The sequence below is a fragment of the Mesorhizobium sp. B2-4-17 genome, assembly GCF_006441275.1.
GTDB lineage: Bacteria > Pseudomonadota > Alphaproteobacteria > Rhizobiales > Rhizobiaceae > Mesorhizobium.
In genome coordinates this window covers 1-13,948 of the sequence record NZ_VFUX01000042.1, presented here as the reverse complement: position 1 = coordinate 13,948, position 13,948 = coordinate 1, and the positions used below count along the sequence as shown (strand labels likewise).

General features: G+C 62.3%; 14 protein-coding genes and 1 tRNA gene. 8 read left to right on the top strand and 7 right to left on the bottom strand.

What is annotated here, in order from left to right; genetic code table 11:
- Positions 1-96: 96 nt before the first annotated feature.
- The 7 genes from recJ to FJ548_RS26340 form a co-directional block, all read right to left on the bottom strand.
- A complete protein-coding gene (gene recJ, locus FJ548_RS26370; RefSeq protein WP_140779400.1) occupies positions 97-1,878 on the bottom strand; it encodes a single-stranded-DNA-specific exonuclease RecJ in 1,782 nt (593 codons plus the stop codon).
- 210 nt (positions 1,879-2,088) lie between these two features.
- Entirely contained in the window at positions 2,089-3,072 is a 984-nt protein-coding gene (glpX, locus tag FJ548_RS26365) for a class II fructose-bisphosphatase (RefSeq protein ID WP_140779399.1), read from the bottom strand.
- Between the two features lie 190 nt (positions 3,073-3,262).
- On the bottom strand, positions 3,263-3,430 hold the full coding sequence (locus FJ548_RS26360; RefSeq protein WP_140610153.1) for a Thivi_2564 family membrane protein: 168 nt from the start codon (positions 3,428-3,430) through the stop codon (positions 3,263-3,265).
- A 66-nt stretch (positions 3,431-3,496) separates the two neighbouring features.
- Positions 3,497-3,853, bottom strand: a complete 357-nt coding sequence (locus tag FJ548_RS26355) for a hypothetical protein (protein ID WP_140610154.1) — start codon at positions 3,851-3,853, stop codon at positions 3,497-3,499.
- A 116-nt stretch (positions 3,854-3,969) separates the two neighbouring features.
- Positions 3,970-5,283 (bottom strand): homoserine dehydrogenase, encoded by a 1,314-nt coding sequence (locus tag FJ548_RS26350; protein WP_140610155.1) that lies wholly within the window; start codon positions 5,281-5,283, stop codon positions 3,970-3,972.
- Positions 5,284-5,325: 42 nt separating this feature from the next.
- Positions 5,326-6,543 (bottom strand): LL-diaminopimelate aminotransferase, encoded by a 1,218-nt coding sequence (locus FJ548_RS26345; protein WP_140610156.1) that lies wholly within the window; start codon positions 6,541-6,543, stop codon positions 5,326-5,328.
- A 60-nt stretch (positions 6,544-6,603) separates the two neighbouring features.
- Complete coding sequence (locus FJ548_RS26340; RefSeq protein WP_140610157.1) at positions 6,604-6,996, bottom strand: hypothetical protein; 393 nt, start codon at positions 6,994-6,996, stop codon at positions 6,604-6,606.
- Between the two features lie 98 nt (positions 6,997-7,094).
- On the opposite strand from FJ548_RS26340, the gene phaC reads away from it, so the two are divergent.
- The 8 genes from phaC (at position 7,095) to FJ548_RS26300 (ending at position 13,875) form a co-directional block, all read left to right on the top strand.
- A complete protein-coding gene (gene phaC / locus FJ548_RS26335; protein WP_140610158.1) occupies positions 7,095-8,930 on the top strand; it encodes a class I poly(R)-hydroxyalkanoic acid synthase in 1,836 nt (611 codons plus the stop codon).
- Between the two features lie 215 nt (positions 8,931-9,145).
- Positions 9,146-10,390 (top strand): YcbK family protein, encoded by a 1,245-nt coding sequence (locus FJ548_RS26330; protein WP_140779398.1) that lies wholly within the window; start codon positions 9,146-9,148, stop codon positions 10,388-10,390.
- A gap of 248 nt (positions 10,391-10,638) precedes the next feature.
- A tRNA-Glu gene (locus tag FJ548_RS26325) sits at positions 10,639-10,713 on the top strand.
- A 190-nt stretch (positions 10,714-10,903) separates the two neighbouring features.
- Positions 10,904-11,197: an adenylate cyclase gene (locus FJ548_RS26320; protein ID WP_140610160.1), complete on the top strand. Its 294-nt coding sequence runs from the start codon at positions 10,904-10,906 to the stop codon at positions 11,195-11,197.
- 779 nt (positions 11,198-11,976) lie between these two features.
- Entirely contained in the window at positions 11,977-12,216 is a 240-nt protein-coding gene (locus FJ548_RS26315) for a helix-turn-helix transcriptional regulator (protein WP_246678774.1), read from the top strand.
- Complete coding sequence (locus FJ548_RS26310; RefSeq protein ID WP_140610161.1) at positions 12,213-12,530, top strand: hypothetical protein; 318 nt, start codon at positions 12,213-12,215, stop codon at positions 12,528-12,530. Before FJ548_RS26315 ends, FJ548_RS26310 begins: the two co-directional genes overlap by 4 nt.
- A 237-nt stretch (positions 12,531-12,767) precedes the next feature.
- Positions 12,768-13,217, top strand: coding sequence for a GNAT family N-acetyltransferase (locus FJ548_RS26305; protein WP_140779397.1), 450 nt, complete (start codon positions 12,768-12,770; stop codon positions 13,215-13,217).
- Positions 13,218-13,632: 415 nt separating this feature from the next.
- The gene (locus FJ548_RS26300) at positions 13,633-13,875 is read left to right on the top strand and encodes a hypothetical protein (protein WP_140610163.1); all 243 of its coding nucleotides are present in this window, start codon (positions 13,633-13,635) and stop codon (positions 13,873-13,875) included.
- Positions 13,876-13,948 lie beyond the last annotated feature (73 nt).

The following is a 13,948-nucleotide window of genomic DNA, read 5'->3' as shown; positions in this document are numbered from 1 at the left end:
GACGGAGCGATGCCGCGCCCCCAATTGGTTATGCTGGTCTGCGCAGGTGACGCTGCTCCGCTATGCGCCGCCCAGCTGAGTAACGCGGCTCAGGGGTTACGCCCGCGCCGCGTCGACAATGCGAAATTGCACCGTGCGGCTGCCGTTCCAGTAATTGCCCGACAGCGATCCGGCGACGTGGATTGTCTTGCCTCGGTTCTTGAACAGGAATTCGCCAAGTGCTGTGTCGACGGCGCGAAAGGCGATCGCCTGGAGGCGTCCGCCACTTTCCGACTGCAGCTCCGCGCGGATATGGTTGGTGCCGACCGGCCTGGCATCGGCCAGTCGATGGCGCGGCAGCGCGAAAACCGGCGCGACATGCCCGGCGCCGAAAGGCCCCGCACTTTCCAGCGCTTCGAGCAGGCTGAGCGTCGCACCTTCCGCCGCAAGCGCGCCGTCGATCGCAAGGCTTTCCTCGCCCTGCAGCCGAAACACGTCGGCTGCCGCCCGTTCCTCGAAAAAAGCCCTGAGTTCGCCAAGCCTGACACGCTCAACGGTGATGCCGGCCGCCATGCCATGGCCGCCGCCCTTGACGATCAGCCCGGCGTCGGCGGCTTCGCGAACCAATCTCCCCAGATCGAATCCCGAAACCGAACGGCCCGACCCGGTACCGGTGCCGTTGGCATTGAAAGCGATGGCGAAGGCTGGCCGGCGCGCATGATCCTTCAGCCGCGAGGCAAGCAGGCCGACGATGCCGGGATGCCAGTTGTTGCTGGCGGTGACGACGATCGCCGGCCCGCTTCCTCCCGCAAGCTCGGCGTCGGCCTCGGCGCGCGCCGCGGCCAGCATCTCCTGCTCCATCAGCTGCCGCTCCTGGTTGAGCCGGTCGAGCGTTTCGGCGATGGTCCGCGCCTCGACCGGGTCGTCTGTCGCAAGCAGCCGGCTGCCGAGCGCCGCGTCGCCGATGCGGCCGCCGGCATTGATGCGAGGGCCGATCAGGTAGGCCAAATGGAATGTACTGACCGGTTCGCCGATCCGCGAAACCCGTGCCAATGCGGCCAGCCCTTCATTTTTCTGCTGGCGCGCCACTTGCAATCCCTTGACGACGAAAGCGCGGTTGACGCCGGTGAGCGGCACCACATCGCAGACGGTGGCAAGCGCGACGAGATCGAGCAGCGAAAGCAGATCCGGCGGGGTGGCGTCAGTCAGGCCGCGCAGCACCCTTGCCGTCTGCACCAGGGCCAGGAAGACCACGCCCGCGGCACAGAGATGGCCCTGCCCGGAAAGGTCGTCGTCGCGGTTCGGATTGACGACCGCAATTGCGGCTGGCAAGGCGCCGCCGACCTGATGGTGGTCGAGCACCACGACATCGGCGCCGGCCGCATTGGCTGCATCGACAGAAACGGCACTGTTGGTGCCGCAATCGACGGTGACGATCAGCGTCGCGCCACGCGAGACGAGTTCGCGCATGGCCTCGGGATTAGGACCATAGCCCTCGAAGATACGATCCGGGATATAGATTTCCGACGGCACGGAGAAATGCGTCAGGAACCGCTTCAGCAAGGCCGACGAGGCGGCGCCATCGACATCGTAATCGCCGAAGATCGCGACCTTTTCCCGCGCCATCACCGCGGCCGCGATGCGGATGGCGGCTCTGTCCATGTCGGTCAGCGAGGCCGGATCGGGCAACAGGTCGCGGATCGTCGGATCAATGAACCGCTCGGTCTGCTCTGCTGTCACGCCACGCCCGGCCAGGACGCGCGCGACAATGTCGGGCACGCCATGGCCCTGCGCGATGGCAAGCGCGATCATGTCCTGCCGTTCGGTCAGCCGGTGCTCCCAGGAGAGACCGGTAGCCGACTGTCTGACATCGAGGAAAAGGCGGCTTTCGCCCGTCATGCGCTTTGCCGACTCATGATTGGTCGCAGGATAGGCCAAAGGCGGGCGAAGCCAAGCGGTTCAGGATGGTACGCCGTCGCGGGAGATCTCAAGAAGAACTACGCTTTCCGCCTTTCAGCCGCGCACCGAAATCATTGGCCGACCGCACCACTCGCCACCGTCAGCAGCAACCGAATGGCTAACAACTGCGATGCGGCTTCGCAAGCGGGTCTAGAACTTATCCAGATCCTGATGCCGGGCCTTGATCTCCCGCACGGTCCGCGATGACGAGCGCAGCACGATCGTATGGGTGGTGATGTAGGTGCGGCCGAACTTGACCCCCGCCAGCATGTTGCCGTCGGTGACGCCGGTGGCCGCGAACAGCACATCGCCGCGCGCCATGTCCTCCGCCCGGTAGACCCGCTTCGGATCCGAAATGCCCATCTTGGCGGCACGTGCGATTTTCTCCGGCGTGTCGAGGATCAGCCGGCCCTGCATCTGGCCGCCGGTGCAGCGCAGTGCGGCGGCCGCCAGCACGCCTTCCGGCGCACCGCCGGTGCCGAGATAGATATCGATGCCGGTCTCATCGGGATCGGTGGTGTGGATGACGCCGGCGACATCGCCATCGCCGATCAGCCGGATCGCGGCTCCCGTGGCGCGCACGGCGTCGATCAGCCTGGCGTGGCGCGGCCGGTCGAGGATACAGGCCGTGATGTCAGACACCGTGACGCTCTTGGCCCTGGCCAGGCTGGCGATGTTCTCGGCCGGCGAGGCATCGATGTCGATGACGCCTTCCGCATAGCCCGGGCCAATGGCGATCTTGTCCATGTAGACGTCAGGGGCAAATAGAAGGCTGCCCTTCTCGGCAATGGCGATGACGGCGAGCGCGTTCGGCAGGTTCTTGGCGCAGATCGTCGTGCCTTCGAGCGGATCGAGCGCGATATCGACCGCCGGGCCTTTGCCGGTGCCGACCTCCTCGCCGATGTACAGCATCGGCGCCTCATCCCGCTCGCCTTCCCCGATCACTACAGTGCCCTTGATGGCGAGGCGGTTGAGTTCCTGGCGCATGGCATCGACGGCGACCTGGTCGGCGGCCTTCTCGTCGCCGCGGCCACGCAGCCTTGCAGCCGCGACCGCGGCCCGTTCGGTGACGCGCACCAACTCCATGGTGAGAATCCGGTCAAGACCGGCGACGATGTTCTGGGCCACATTCATTGGGGAAATCCTCGTTTGCATGCCACCTCCCGCCGGAGGCGCGCCTGTTTTGTCAAACGAGCATGACAACGGCAAGACCTGCCGGGAGTTTTATCGAAAGGCCTGCGATATCAATCGATTAAACCGCATTCTTAAAACGATGCTGGCCTGTTCCCGAGGAATCGGCGCAGCCTGAAACGCGAATTGCCGCTTAGAAAACCGCGAGATATCTGAGCAGCGAAACGATGCCGATGATGATGACGATAATCTGGACGATTTGTCTCATCCTGGCATCGAGCGGCAGGCGCTGAACCAAATAGAGGACCAGAATGATGACCAGGAACGTGATCAGTATGCCGATCAACACGGATGACGCCATGGTGCCCCTCCTTGAAATCAATTCCTGAAATCGGAAACCGAGCCGGCGACGTCGGCTCGGTGTTGGTCAATACCAGCGGCGCGACGTGTCGTTCATCGACTGGCCAACAGCAAGCCCGGCCAGAAAGCCGAGCAGCCCGATCATGCCGACAACAGCGGTCGTCGTGCCCGGGTTTTCGCGTGCGACGTCTGAAACCGCCTGGGCTTGGCTGCGCAACTGCTGTGCTGTTCGCGACGCACGGGTCGCGGCCGTATCGTAGAAGTCCGAAGCCTGCTCGCTGGCATCGTTCAGCATTTCCGCGCCGCGCGCCGAAATGCTCTCGTTGATCTTGGTGATCTCCTTGCGCAGTTCGGCAATCTGCTTTTCCAGCGTCTTCTGGATGTCGTCGATGTTCGGGCTGTCGGACTTGTTGGTGTCGGCCATCAAACGGCTCCCTTGGTTGTTGACCAAGAGAACGGCGCCGGCGCGGTTTCGTTCCGGCCGATCACGGCTATCTGCGAAGTGACACCGGCGAGGCCCCGCCCGACGGCGCCCGGGCGCTACCCTGCCCGCTCGATGCGGATGACCTGCGGCTTGTCGGTCAGGTGGCCGTCCTTGGTGATGCCGTCGACGGCCTTGCGAACGGCGGCCTCGGTGGTCTCGTGGGTCACGAGGATGACCGTCTTCTGCGCCGCCGCCTCGCCGCTGACCGCATGCTGGACGATCGATTCCAGAGAAATATCGTTGTCGGCCATGCGCTTGGCGATTGCGGCAAACACACCGATGCGGTCATGGACGGTCAGCCGGATGAAGTAGCCGCCCTCATGGCTGCGCATCTGCGCTTTCTTGTAGGGTTTCAGCTCCTTCGCCGGCCGGCCGAAGACAGGGCCGTGCTGGAAGCCTGGGCGGCTCTTGGCGATGTCGGCGACGTCGCCGATGACGGCCGAGGCGGTGGCATTGCCACCAGCGCCGGGACCTGAAAGCAACAGTTCGCCGAGGATGTCGGTCTCGATCGCCACCGCATTGGTGACGCCATGCACCTGCGCGATGACGGAGGCAGTCGGCACCATGGTCGGGTGGACGCGCTGCTCGATGCCGCTTTCGGTGCGCTGCGCGACGCCGAGCAGCTTGATCCGGTAGCCGAGATCGCCCGCCGCCCGGATATCGGCCTGGGTGATGTTGGAAATGCCTTCCATGTAGATGTCGTTGGCGGCGATCTTCGTGCCGAAGGCAAGGCTGGTCAGGATCGACAGCTTGTGCGCGGTGTCGTGGCCCTCGATGTCGAAGGTCGGATCGGCTTCGGCGTAGCCGAGCCGCTGTGCGTCCTTCAGGCAGGCGTCGAACGAGATGCCTTCGGCCTCCATGCGCGTCAGGATATAGTTGCAGGTGCCGTTGAGGATGCCGAACACGCGGGTGACCGAATTGCCGGCCATCGCCTCGCGCATCGCCTTGATGACAGGAATGCCGCCTGCCACCGCCGCCTCATAGTTGAGCAGCACACCCTTCTTCTCGGCGATTTCGGCAAGCGCCACGCCATGTTTGGCGAGCAGCGCCTTGTTGGCGGTGACGACGTGACGGCCGGCTTCGAGCGCCGCCTTCACCGACGAGCGCGCCGGCCCCTCATCGCCACCGATCAGCTCGACGAACACGTCGATGTCGGCGGTCTGCGCCATCTTGACCGGGTCTTCGAACCATGTCGCCGAACAGAGATCGACGCCGCGGTCGCGCTTCCGGTCGCGCGCCGACACCGCGGTGACGGTGATGTCGCGCCCGCATTGCCGGGTCAGTTCCGCTGCCTTGTCGCGCAGCACGCGCGCCACCGACGCACCGACCGTGCCAAGTCCGGCAATTCCAACACGCAGTGCTTCAGCCATAGCAGGCGATGTCCCTCAAGTCAGATCGAAATTGTTTACGGCTTACCGGTGGGCGGACAGCGGCACCACATTGTTGGGCTGCTTGGCGCTGGTCGACAGGAAGCGCTTGATATTGCGCGCCGCCTGTCGAATCCGGTGCTCGTTCTCCACCAGCGCCACGCGTACGAAATCGTCGCCATGTTCGCCGAAGCCGACACCGGGCGCCACGGCCACGTCGGCGTGTTCGATGAGCAGCTTGGAGAATTCGAGCGAGCCGAGATGACGGAAAGGTTCGGGGATCGGCGCCCAGGCGAACATCGAGGCCGCAGGGGCGGGAATGGTCCAGCCGGCGCGGCCGAAGGCATCGACCATCACGTCGCGGCGCTTGTGGTAGACCTCACGCACCTCCGCGATGTCGGCGCCGTCGCCGTTGAGCGCATGTGCGGCCGCCACCTGGATCGGCGTGAACGCGCCGTAATCGAGATAGGACTTCACCCGGGTCAGCGCCGAGATCAGCCGCTCGTTGCCGACGGCAAAGCCCATGCGCCAGCCAGGCATGGAGAAGGTCTTCGACATCGAGGTGAACTCGACGCAGATATCGATGGCGCCCGGCACCTGCAGCACCGAAGGCGGCGGATTGCCGTCGAAATAGATCTCCGAATAGGCGAGGTCGGACAGGATGATGATGTCGTTCTTTTTCGCGAATGCCACCACGTCCTTGTAGAAATCGAGCGAAGCGACCAGCGCGGTCGGGTTCGACGGATAGTTGAGGATCAGCGCCAGCGGCTTCGGGATCGAATGGCGGATACCCCGCTCGACCGCCGGAATGAAGCCGTCATCGGGCTCGACCTGCAGCGAACGGATGACGCCGCCCGACATGATGAAGCCGAAGGCATGGATCGGATAGGTCGGATTGGGGCACAGGATGACGTCGCCGGGCGCGGTGATCGCCTGCGCCATGTTGGCGAAGCCTTCCTTCGAGCCAAGCGTGGCCACCACCTGCGTGTCGGGGTCGAGCTTCACGCCGAAGCGGCGCTGATAGTAGGCCGCTTGGGCCCGGCGCAGTCCCGGAATGCCGCGCGAGGAGGAATAGCGATGCGTGCGCGGATCGCGCACCACTTCGCACAATTTGTCGACGATGGCCTTGGGCGTCGGCAGGTCCGGATTGCCCATGCCGAGGTCGATGATATCGGCGCCGCGCGAACGGGCGCTGGCCTTGAGCCGGTTGACCTGCTCGAAAACATAGGGCGGAAGGCGGCGGACCTTGTGAAATTCTTCCATGGCGGTTCCAGACATCGAAAGAGCCCAGACACTCGGGGGCGTTGGGCGCGCGCTATATACTCATTTGCAGGTAGGGTCGAGGGCGGGGTCGCATTTGCCTTCGATCTGCTTCAGCGTCTGAGGGCCATGCTGCTTGGCCAGATCCGTCAGCGTCGCCTGATTGGTGACCTTTGGGGCGCCCCCTTTGGGCGCTTGTGCATTCTCGTCGGCCTTCAGTTCGGCGAGTTTCGCATTCCTCTCGGCTTCGGTGAACTGTTTGTTCGCCACTTTCGGTGGGATGTTCAGATTCGGAAAGGTGCCGGTATCCTTCGGGCCCGCATCCTCGGCCATCGGCACCGGACCGCTGGTATTCGTGCTCGAACACCCAGCAACCCCCAGCAGGATCACCGCCGTGCCGATGCGGCAAAAGCGTGCGGCACCAAAAAAAACAGTCTCGCCAATATTAATCGTCATATTGTTTCCTTGGCAGCCGGGGTAGAGCGAGATTGGACCCTGCCGGATGTCCCATGTTAATATGTCAAGAAAACGCTTCGGGAGGAACCCCGCGAACCATGTCCAAGACACCCGATTCGGGCCAAGCGGAAGATGACGAGCCTTCGACCGTCGAGCAATATCTGGTGAAGGATCCGGAGCGCTTCGCGTTGAATATGGCGCGGATGGTCGAGCAGGCCGGCAAGGCGGCGTCCGCTTGGGCCGAGCCGCGCGAACGCGGCGAAGTGCGCGATCACGTCGCCGAACCGGTTGTCGACATGGTCAAGACGTTCTCCAAGCTCAGCGAATACTGGCTTGCCGACCCGCAGCGCGCGCTCGAAGCGCAGACGCGGCTGTTCGCCGGCTATATGACCGTATGGGCGAACGCCATCCAGCGCGTCAACCCCAACGCCGAGAGTCCCGACGATGCCGTCAAGCCCGAGCGCGGCGACAAGCGGTTCCAGGATCCGGAATGGGGCCGCAACGCCTTCTTCGATTTCCTCAAGCAGGCCTATCTCGTCACCTCGCGCTGGGCGTCCGAATTGGTCGAGCACGCCGAAGGTCTGGACGAGCACACCCGCCACAAGGCGAGCTTCTACGTCAAGCAGGTGTCCAACGCCATCTCGCCGTCGAATTTCATTCTGACCAACCCGGAACTGTTTCGCGAAACCGTGGCCTCCAACGGCGAGAACCTGGTGCGCGGCATGAAGATGCTGGCCGAGGACATCGCCGCTGGCAAGGGCGACCTGAAGCTGCGCCAGGCCGATTATTCTCCCTTCGAGATCGGCAAGAACATCGCCACCACGCCCGGCAAGGTCGTCGGCCGCAGCGATGTCGCGGAGATCATCCAGTATGAGGCGGCAACCGAGACGGTGCTGAAACGCCCGCTGCTGATCTGCCCGCCGTGGATCAACAAGTTCTACATACTCGACCTCAACGCGCAGAAATCCTTCATCCGCTGGGCAATCGAGCAGGGCCATACCGTCTTCGTCATTTCCTGGATCAATCCGGACGAGCGTCACGGTGCCAAGAACTGGGAAGCCTACATCAGGGAAGGATTGCAATACGGCCTCGACACGATCGAGAAAGCCATAGGCGAACGGGACGTCAACGCGATCGGCTACTGCGTCGGCGGCACGCTGCTGGCGGCGGCATTGGCGCTGATGGCCAAGGAAGGCGACGACCGCATCAAGTCGGCGACCTTTTTCACCACGCAAGTCGACTTCACCTATGCCGGCGACCTGAAAGTGTTCGTTGACGAGGAACAGGTCGCGGCGGTGGAAAAATCGATGAATGAAAAGGGCTATCTCGACGGCACCAAGATGGCGACCGCCTTCAACATGCTGCGGTCCGGCGACCTGATCTGGCCCTATGTCGTCAACAACTACATGCGCGGCAAGGAACCCCTGCCCTTCGACCTGCTCTACTGGAACGCCGATTCGACCCGCATGGCGGCGGCCAACCACTCCTTCTACCTGCGCAATTGCTATCTCGAGAACAACCTGTCGCGCGGCACGATGGAACTGGCGGGGCACACGGTCTCGCTCGGCGATGTCACCATTCCGATCTACAACCTCGCCTCCAGGGAAGATCACATCGCGCCGGCGCTGTCCGTCTTCCTCGGCTCGAAATTTTTCGGCGGCGAGGTCGAGTATGTGATGGCGGGATCGGGCCATATCGCCGGCGTCGTCAATCCGCCCGCATCCAACAAATACCAGTACTGGACCAGCGGTGCGCCGACTGGTGACTTCGCCCAATGGATAGCCAACGCAACCGAGCATCCCGGATCCTGGTGGCCGCATTGGCAGAACTGGATAGAGGCCAAGGACAACACCCGCGTGCCTGCCCGCAAACCCGGCAAGCATATGAAAACCTTGGGCGATGCTCCCGGCACCTATGTGAAGGTGCGTGTGTAACGGACTGTAATGTGTGGTGAGTTGACGGACCGTCAAAAGCGGGCGAAATGGTGTCGTCAACCATCAAGCGGCCGTAATTAGGCGATTACTGCAAAAATACTTCCAGGCTTGCTGATTTGACACAGGTCTCGTTTCCGGATCGGAGACAAAGGTTGCCTTGACGCCGATGCCCAGGCGTTGCGCCAAGGACAAACCGACCGGACATCGAGGGGGAATTGACTTTGAAATCAGCAGGATGGAGCCTCGCAAAGGGAGACCGCCGCGCCGTCGTGGCAGCGCTCTGCTCCGTGCTCCTGGCCTCCTGCACATCGGCCGGCGACCCGACAATGTCGGTCGTGATGCCTGGCTACAATACCTCCTCTTCGGACATCCACGCGGCAACCACCAGTAAGCCGGTCGCCACCGCCGATTCGTCATCGCAGATGACGGCCACGCAAACGACCGTGATGAGCGAAGGTGACACGGCGCTGCCCGAAACGGTCGCCTACGTGCCGATGACCAAGCCCGAAGCCGCCTTTCCGCTGATAACGCCGGCCGGCGCTCAAACGATCGCGGGACAAACGCCACAGGCCTTCCAGCAGCCGGCGCAGACGGCGCAGCAGACCGACGCGGTCGCGCAGAAGATCGCCGCCGCCGATGCCGCCGTGACGGCGGCAAAGGCCGCCGCGGCGCCGGTGATGAACAATCCGGTCTATTTGCCCGCGGGTGAAATGCCGCAAGCCGAGCCGCCGAAGAAAAGAGGCTTCCTGGCCTCGATGTTTGGCGCCACGCCTGCCTCGGCGACGCCTGCTCCGCTGGTCAACACGCGATCGGGCGAACAGCCGGCCGCGCAGGCCAAACCAGCGCCGGCGGCGGCAAAGCCGATCATCACTTTGGCCTCGGCCGATTCCACGGCAAAGCCGATACACTTGGCTTCGACCGGTGATGAAGCCGGTCACATCACGGGGAGCGACGCCCTGCCTGGCGTGCGCCAGACGGCCCTGTTCGAGATCAAGCGCAAATCCGGCCTCGACGATGAAAGCGACGTCGACCTCAACGAGGACGAAGGCGGCTCCTATCAGGTTGCGTCCGCCGCCGGCATGGCGCGCCTGGCGCCCAACGGGCTGCTGAGGCAGAACGAAAGCGTCGATGTGGCCTGCCTGAAGCCGTCTCTGGTGCGGGTACTGAAGACGATCGAAGGCCATTACGGCCGCAAGATGGTCGTCACCTCGGGCTATCGCGACCCTGCCCGCAACCGTCGCGCCAACGGCGCCAAGAACTCGCTGCACATGTATTGCGCCGCCGCCGACATCCAGGTGCCCGGCGTGTCCAAATGGGAGTTGGCGAGCTATATCAGGACGATGCCCGGACGTGGCGGCGTCGGCACCTACTGCCACACCGAATCGGTTCACGTCGATGTCGGTCCCGAGCGCGACTGGAACTGGCGCTGCCGGAGGCGCAGCGGCGGTGACGAGGGCTGATTTCGGAGTGGGCCAGCCGGACACCAAGCAGAATCTGGTGTTGCAGGGCGATCCAATGTCGAAGTGGCTCGCAATCGTCTGAAAGAGTTCGCAAATCAACGCGGTCGTCTTGTTGGGCAGCGGCCGGAAACTGGTGTCAAGGCCGCGCAAATCGATCGCTTCGACAGGTCGGAAAAAAGTTGTCGCGAGCGGCCACAGACGGGTTGCCGGTTGCGTGCAACGTCAGTATAAGCCGCTTTCATCTGAGCGCGCCCATCGTCTAGCGGTCAGGACACCGCCCTTTCACGGCGGTAACAGGGGTTCGATTCCCCTTGGGCGTACCACAAAATCAAGCACTTAGTGAATTTTTACCGGCCTCTGTCCAAGATTTGGCCAGTATGGGCCGAGAATCATCCAACAAAAAAGGCCCGGAAGCCGAAGCCACCGGAATAAAAGCGGGCCCGAAAAGCGTTCGTGCTTCATGCCGGGTGCTCTTAACCCCGAGCGCCTTCCTGAAACGCAAAGGAGAACACCGTGAAGCATCTCCTCACGCCAATGATCGCCGGCTTGTTCATAGCCTCCGCCAGCACGGCTTTGGCTGCCAACGTCCATACCGTAACAGGCACGACTGGTCAGCCCAGCCAAACGATCGGCACCTCTGAAACAGGTAGCACCACCCCTGGCCACGCCAGCTCTGCCCCGGGTTCTGCCTTCAATCCCGATGGGAATGCGGGAACACACTATGCCGGCGAGCAGCCGCAGAACTCAAAGAACCCGAAGAGCGTATCTCAATACGACGTGGCCGGCTTCCAGCAATCGCATAAGTGATGCTCGCAAGCCTGCAAAGCACAAGAAAGGCCTGGCAAGCCGGTGGCCGCCGGGCCTTTTCGGGGTAAAGAAAACGCCCGCCACCTTATTCCGCAGCGGGCGCTAGTTCGGGAGGAGTGTCCCCTTTTACCCGCGGACAACGGTACGCCTCGCTTAGCTGGATAGTAAGCTCGCGCCAGTTGAAGTGCTGGATATTCGAGTTGCGTGACTTTTCCGCCACAGACATAGCATCCCCCGAAGCAGCCGGGCCCTTTTTCGCTTGCGGAACGCTTAGGATTTCTTGTCGCCGTTGGGATTTGGTACTGGTGCCTCTCGCACATCTCGCGGCGGTGGATCGACATGTTTGGGCTGTGGCGATTCTTCCTCGTCGGGACGACGGACAGGTGGCTTCTTCGGGTCCGGCCTCGCCGGAGGTTCTTTGACCTTGATTGGCATATCCAGTTAACCGGCTTCCCGGCATCTCGTTCCGTTGAATGCAAAAGATCCGGAAGCCGAAGTCGCCGGGCCAAAAAATAGCCGGTCTTCGAGTTAATTGACTGTCGCCCCGCCAGTCGGGCCGAAAAACTCTTCATCGCTGATCTCGGTGTGCTTTACCGTCGCCGCCGACGTCGCCAGCATCGTTTCGAACGTCACGATGAACTTGGCAACGCAGACGCATTCCTGGCTGCCGTCGAAACCGCGCTGGTTGGCGAAGTGCGAAACGCGACAGAGGTTTTTTCGAAAGCCCCTCGACGCGACCAACGCCTTGCACGAAGGTGTCTAGGGGGTGATCGAAGGGGATGATCGAATTGATGACGCAGTGCCGCGCCGCTCGCGCGCTCGTATCATGGACGCAGCAGAACCTCGCCGACGCGGCCAAGGTCGGCGTTGCGACGCTCCAGAATTTCGAGACCGGAATGTCTACCCCCCGCAACGTCACACTGGAAGTCCTGGAGCGCGCCCTCCGTGAAGCGGGCGTTATCTTCCTCGAAGACGGACAGATGGTCGACGGCGGCGCCGGCGTTAGGTTGAGGAAATGACCGCGATCCTGGCCGCGTTGTGCGCCTACGCATTGATGCTTTCGCCGGCAGCCTCGGAGCCGGCGCTGACTCCGATCGCACGGTGTGAGAACTTTCTGCGGTTTTTCGAACTGCATGGTGAGAGTCACGAGAGCTACAGGCGCATCAGCGTCACGGAGCAAGTTGATCCGCTGAAGGTGACGATCGAATTTGAAATCCGCAACAAGGCGCATGCCCCCCATCGGTCGGTCGCCTCGTGCGAGTTCTATCAGGATCGGCGGCACATCGGCTTCATGACGTTGGACGGATCGCGCAGCCAGATCATCTATGACTGATTGTCTGCGAGGGAAAACAGTGGTTCAACCTGCATCGCTTTCGATGATCTTGCCAGCGCCTTGAAAACCCCTCAGAAGAGGCAGGGAAGCCCGTACAGCGCGTTTGCCGCCAAGATGGCAGCGAACTTGGTCCTTGGTTCGCGATCGACTTTTGGAATCGCTCTAAGGCCCGCTATCGCGGGCTGATCCCGAATCCCGGCTGCGATCGTATTCGCGTTCCAATGGTTGAACTTCACCATGTCCGATCTCACGATCCTCCCCGTCTCCATTGCCTCTGACCTAGGTGCCCTCGCACTCGAAGTCCGGCGCAAGGTGTTCATTGTCGAACAGAACGTGCCCGAGACGGTGGAACGGGATGCCTATGACGCCGAGGCCATCCACCTTGTCGCCATCGACGGCGGCGATGTCGTCGGCACGCTGCGGATTGTCTTCCTGCCCGAACACGCCAAGTTCGGCCGTGTCGCCGTGCTGCGCCATGCACGGGGCAAGGGCATTGCCTCGCGGATGATGCAGGCGGGGATGAAGATCGCGCGGTCGCGTGGCGAGAGCCGCTTTTATCTCACGTCCCAGGCGGACAAGATCTCGTTCTACGAGAAGCTCGGCTTCGTAGCCTATGGCGACGCGTTCGAGGAAGCTGGTATGCCGCATCGGGCGATGAAGACCTATCTTACGGATTTGCAAGCGTAGCAGCCCCGCCTGTATGCGTTTCCCGCCGCCGCTGTCCTACATCGCCGAAGCCTCTGGCGCGCGCTGGCGCCTCCCGGAGCGCTCATTTCAGATTCCAAATCGCATTTGCGTTCTTGCTAATATAGGGGCATGATCAGATCAGCCGGGAGGAACTCCGGCATGGCTCGGCTGCTGGTCCCCCAAAGGAAAAACCCCCGGCAGCCGGGCCGCCTCCCCTCCGCATCTGGCGCACTGAAGCTTTGGGAGGCCCCAAGGGCTCTCGGGTCGAGTTGTACCGAGTGGGGCACAATTCGGTTCCCGAAATCACGTGCACCGACCGCGGACTTGATGGCACCGCCGGGGTCGATCTATCCGTTGACGCCTATCTGACGTTACGTTAACTTTTCATTAGTTTTTCCTAAAATAGGAGATTTTAATGAAAACTGCTATCGCGTGCGCGGCTATTGTCCTTGCCGCGTCAAGTGCCGCCGTGGCGCACGAAAAGAAGGCGAAGGTCACTGCCAATGCATGTGCTGGTCTGTCGATCAAGGCGGTAAAGGCAGCAAAATTGGATTGTACGGCAACCGGCACCGCCATTTCATCACAGACCGACACAAGCAAGCCCAAGCCGCGCCTGGGGTACGAAACCAACCCTTGGGTTTTCTCTTTCGGGCTCTAGAGCATAATCTGACCTGACGGAATCGCGAGGGATTCCCATCGGCGAGAATATCTGATTCATCATGTCTGCTGGA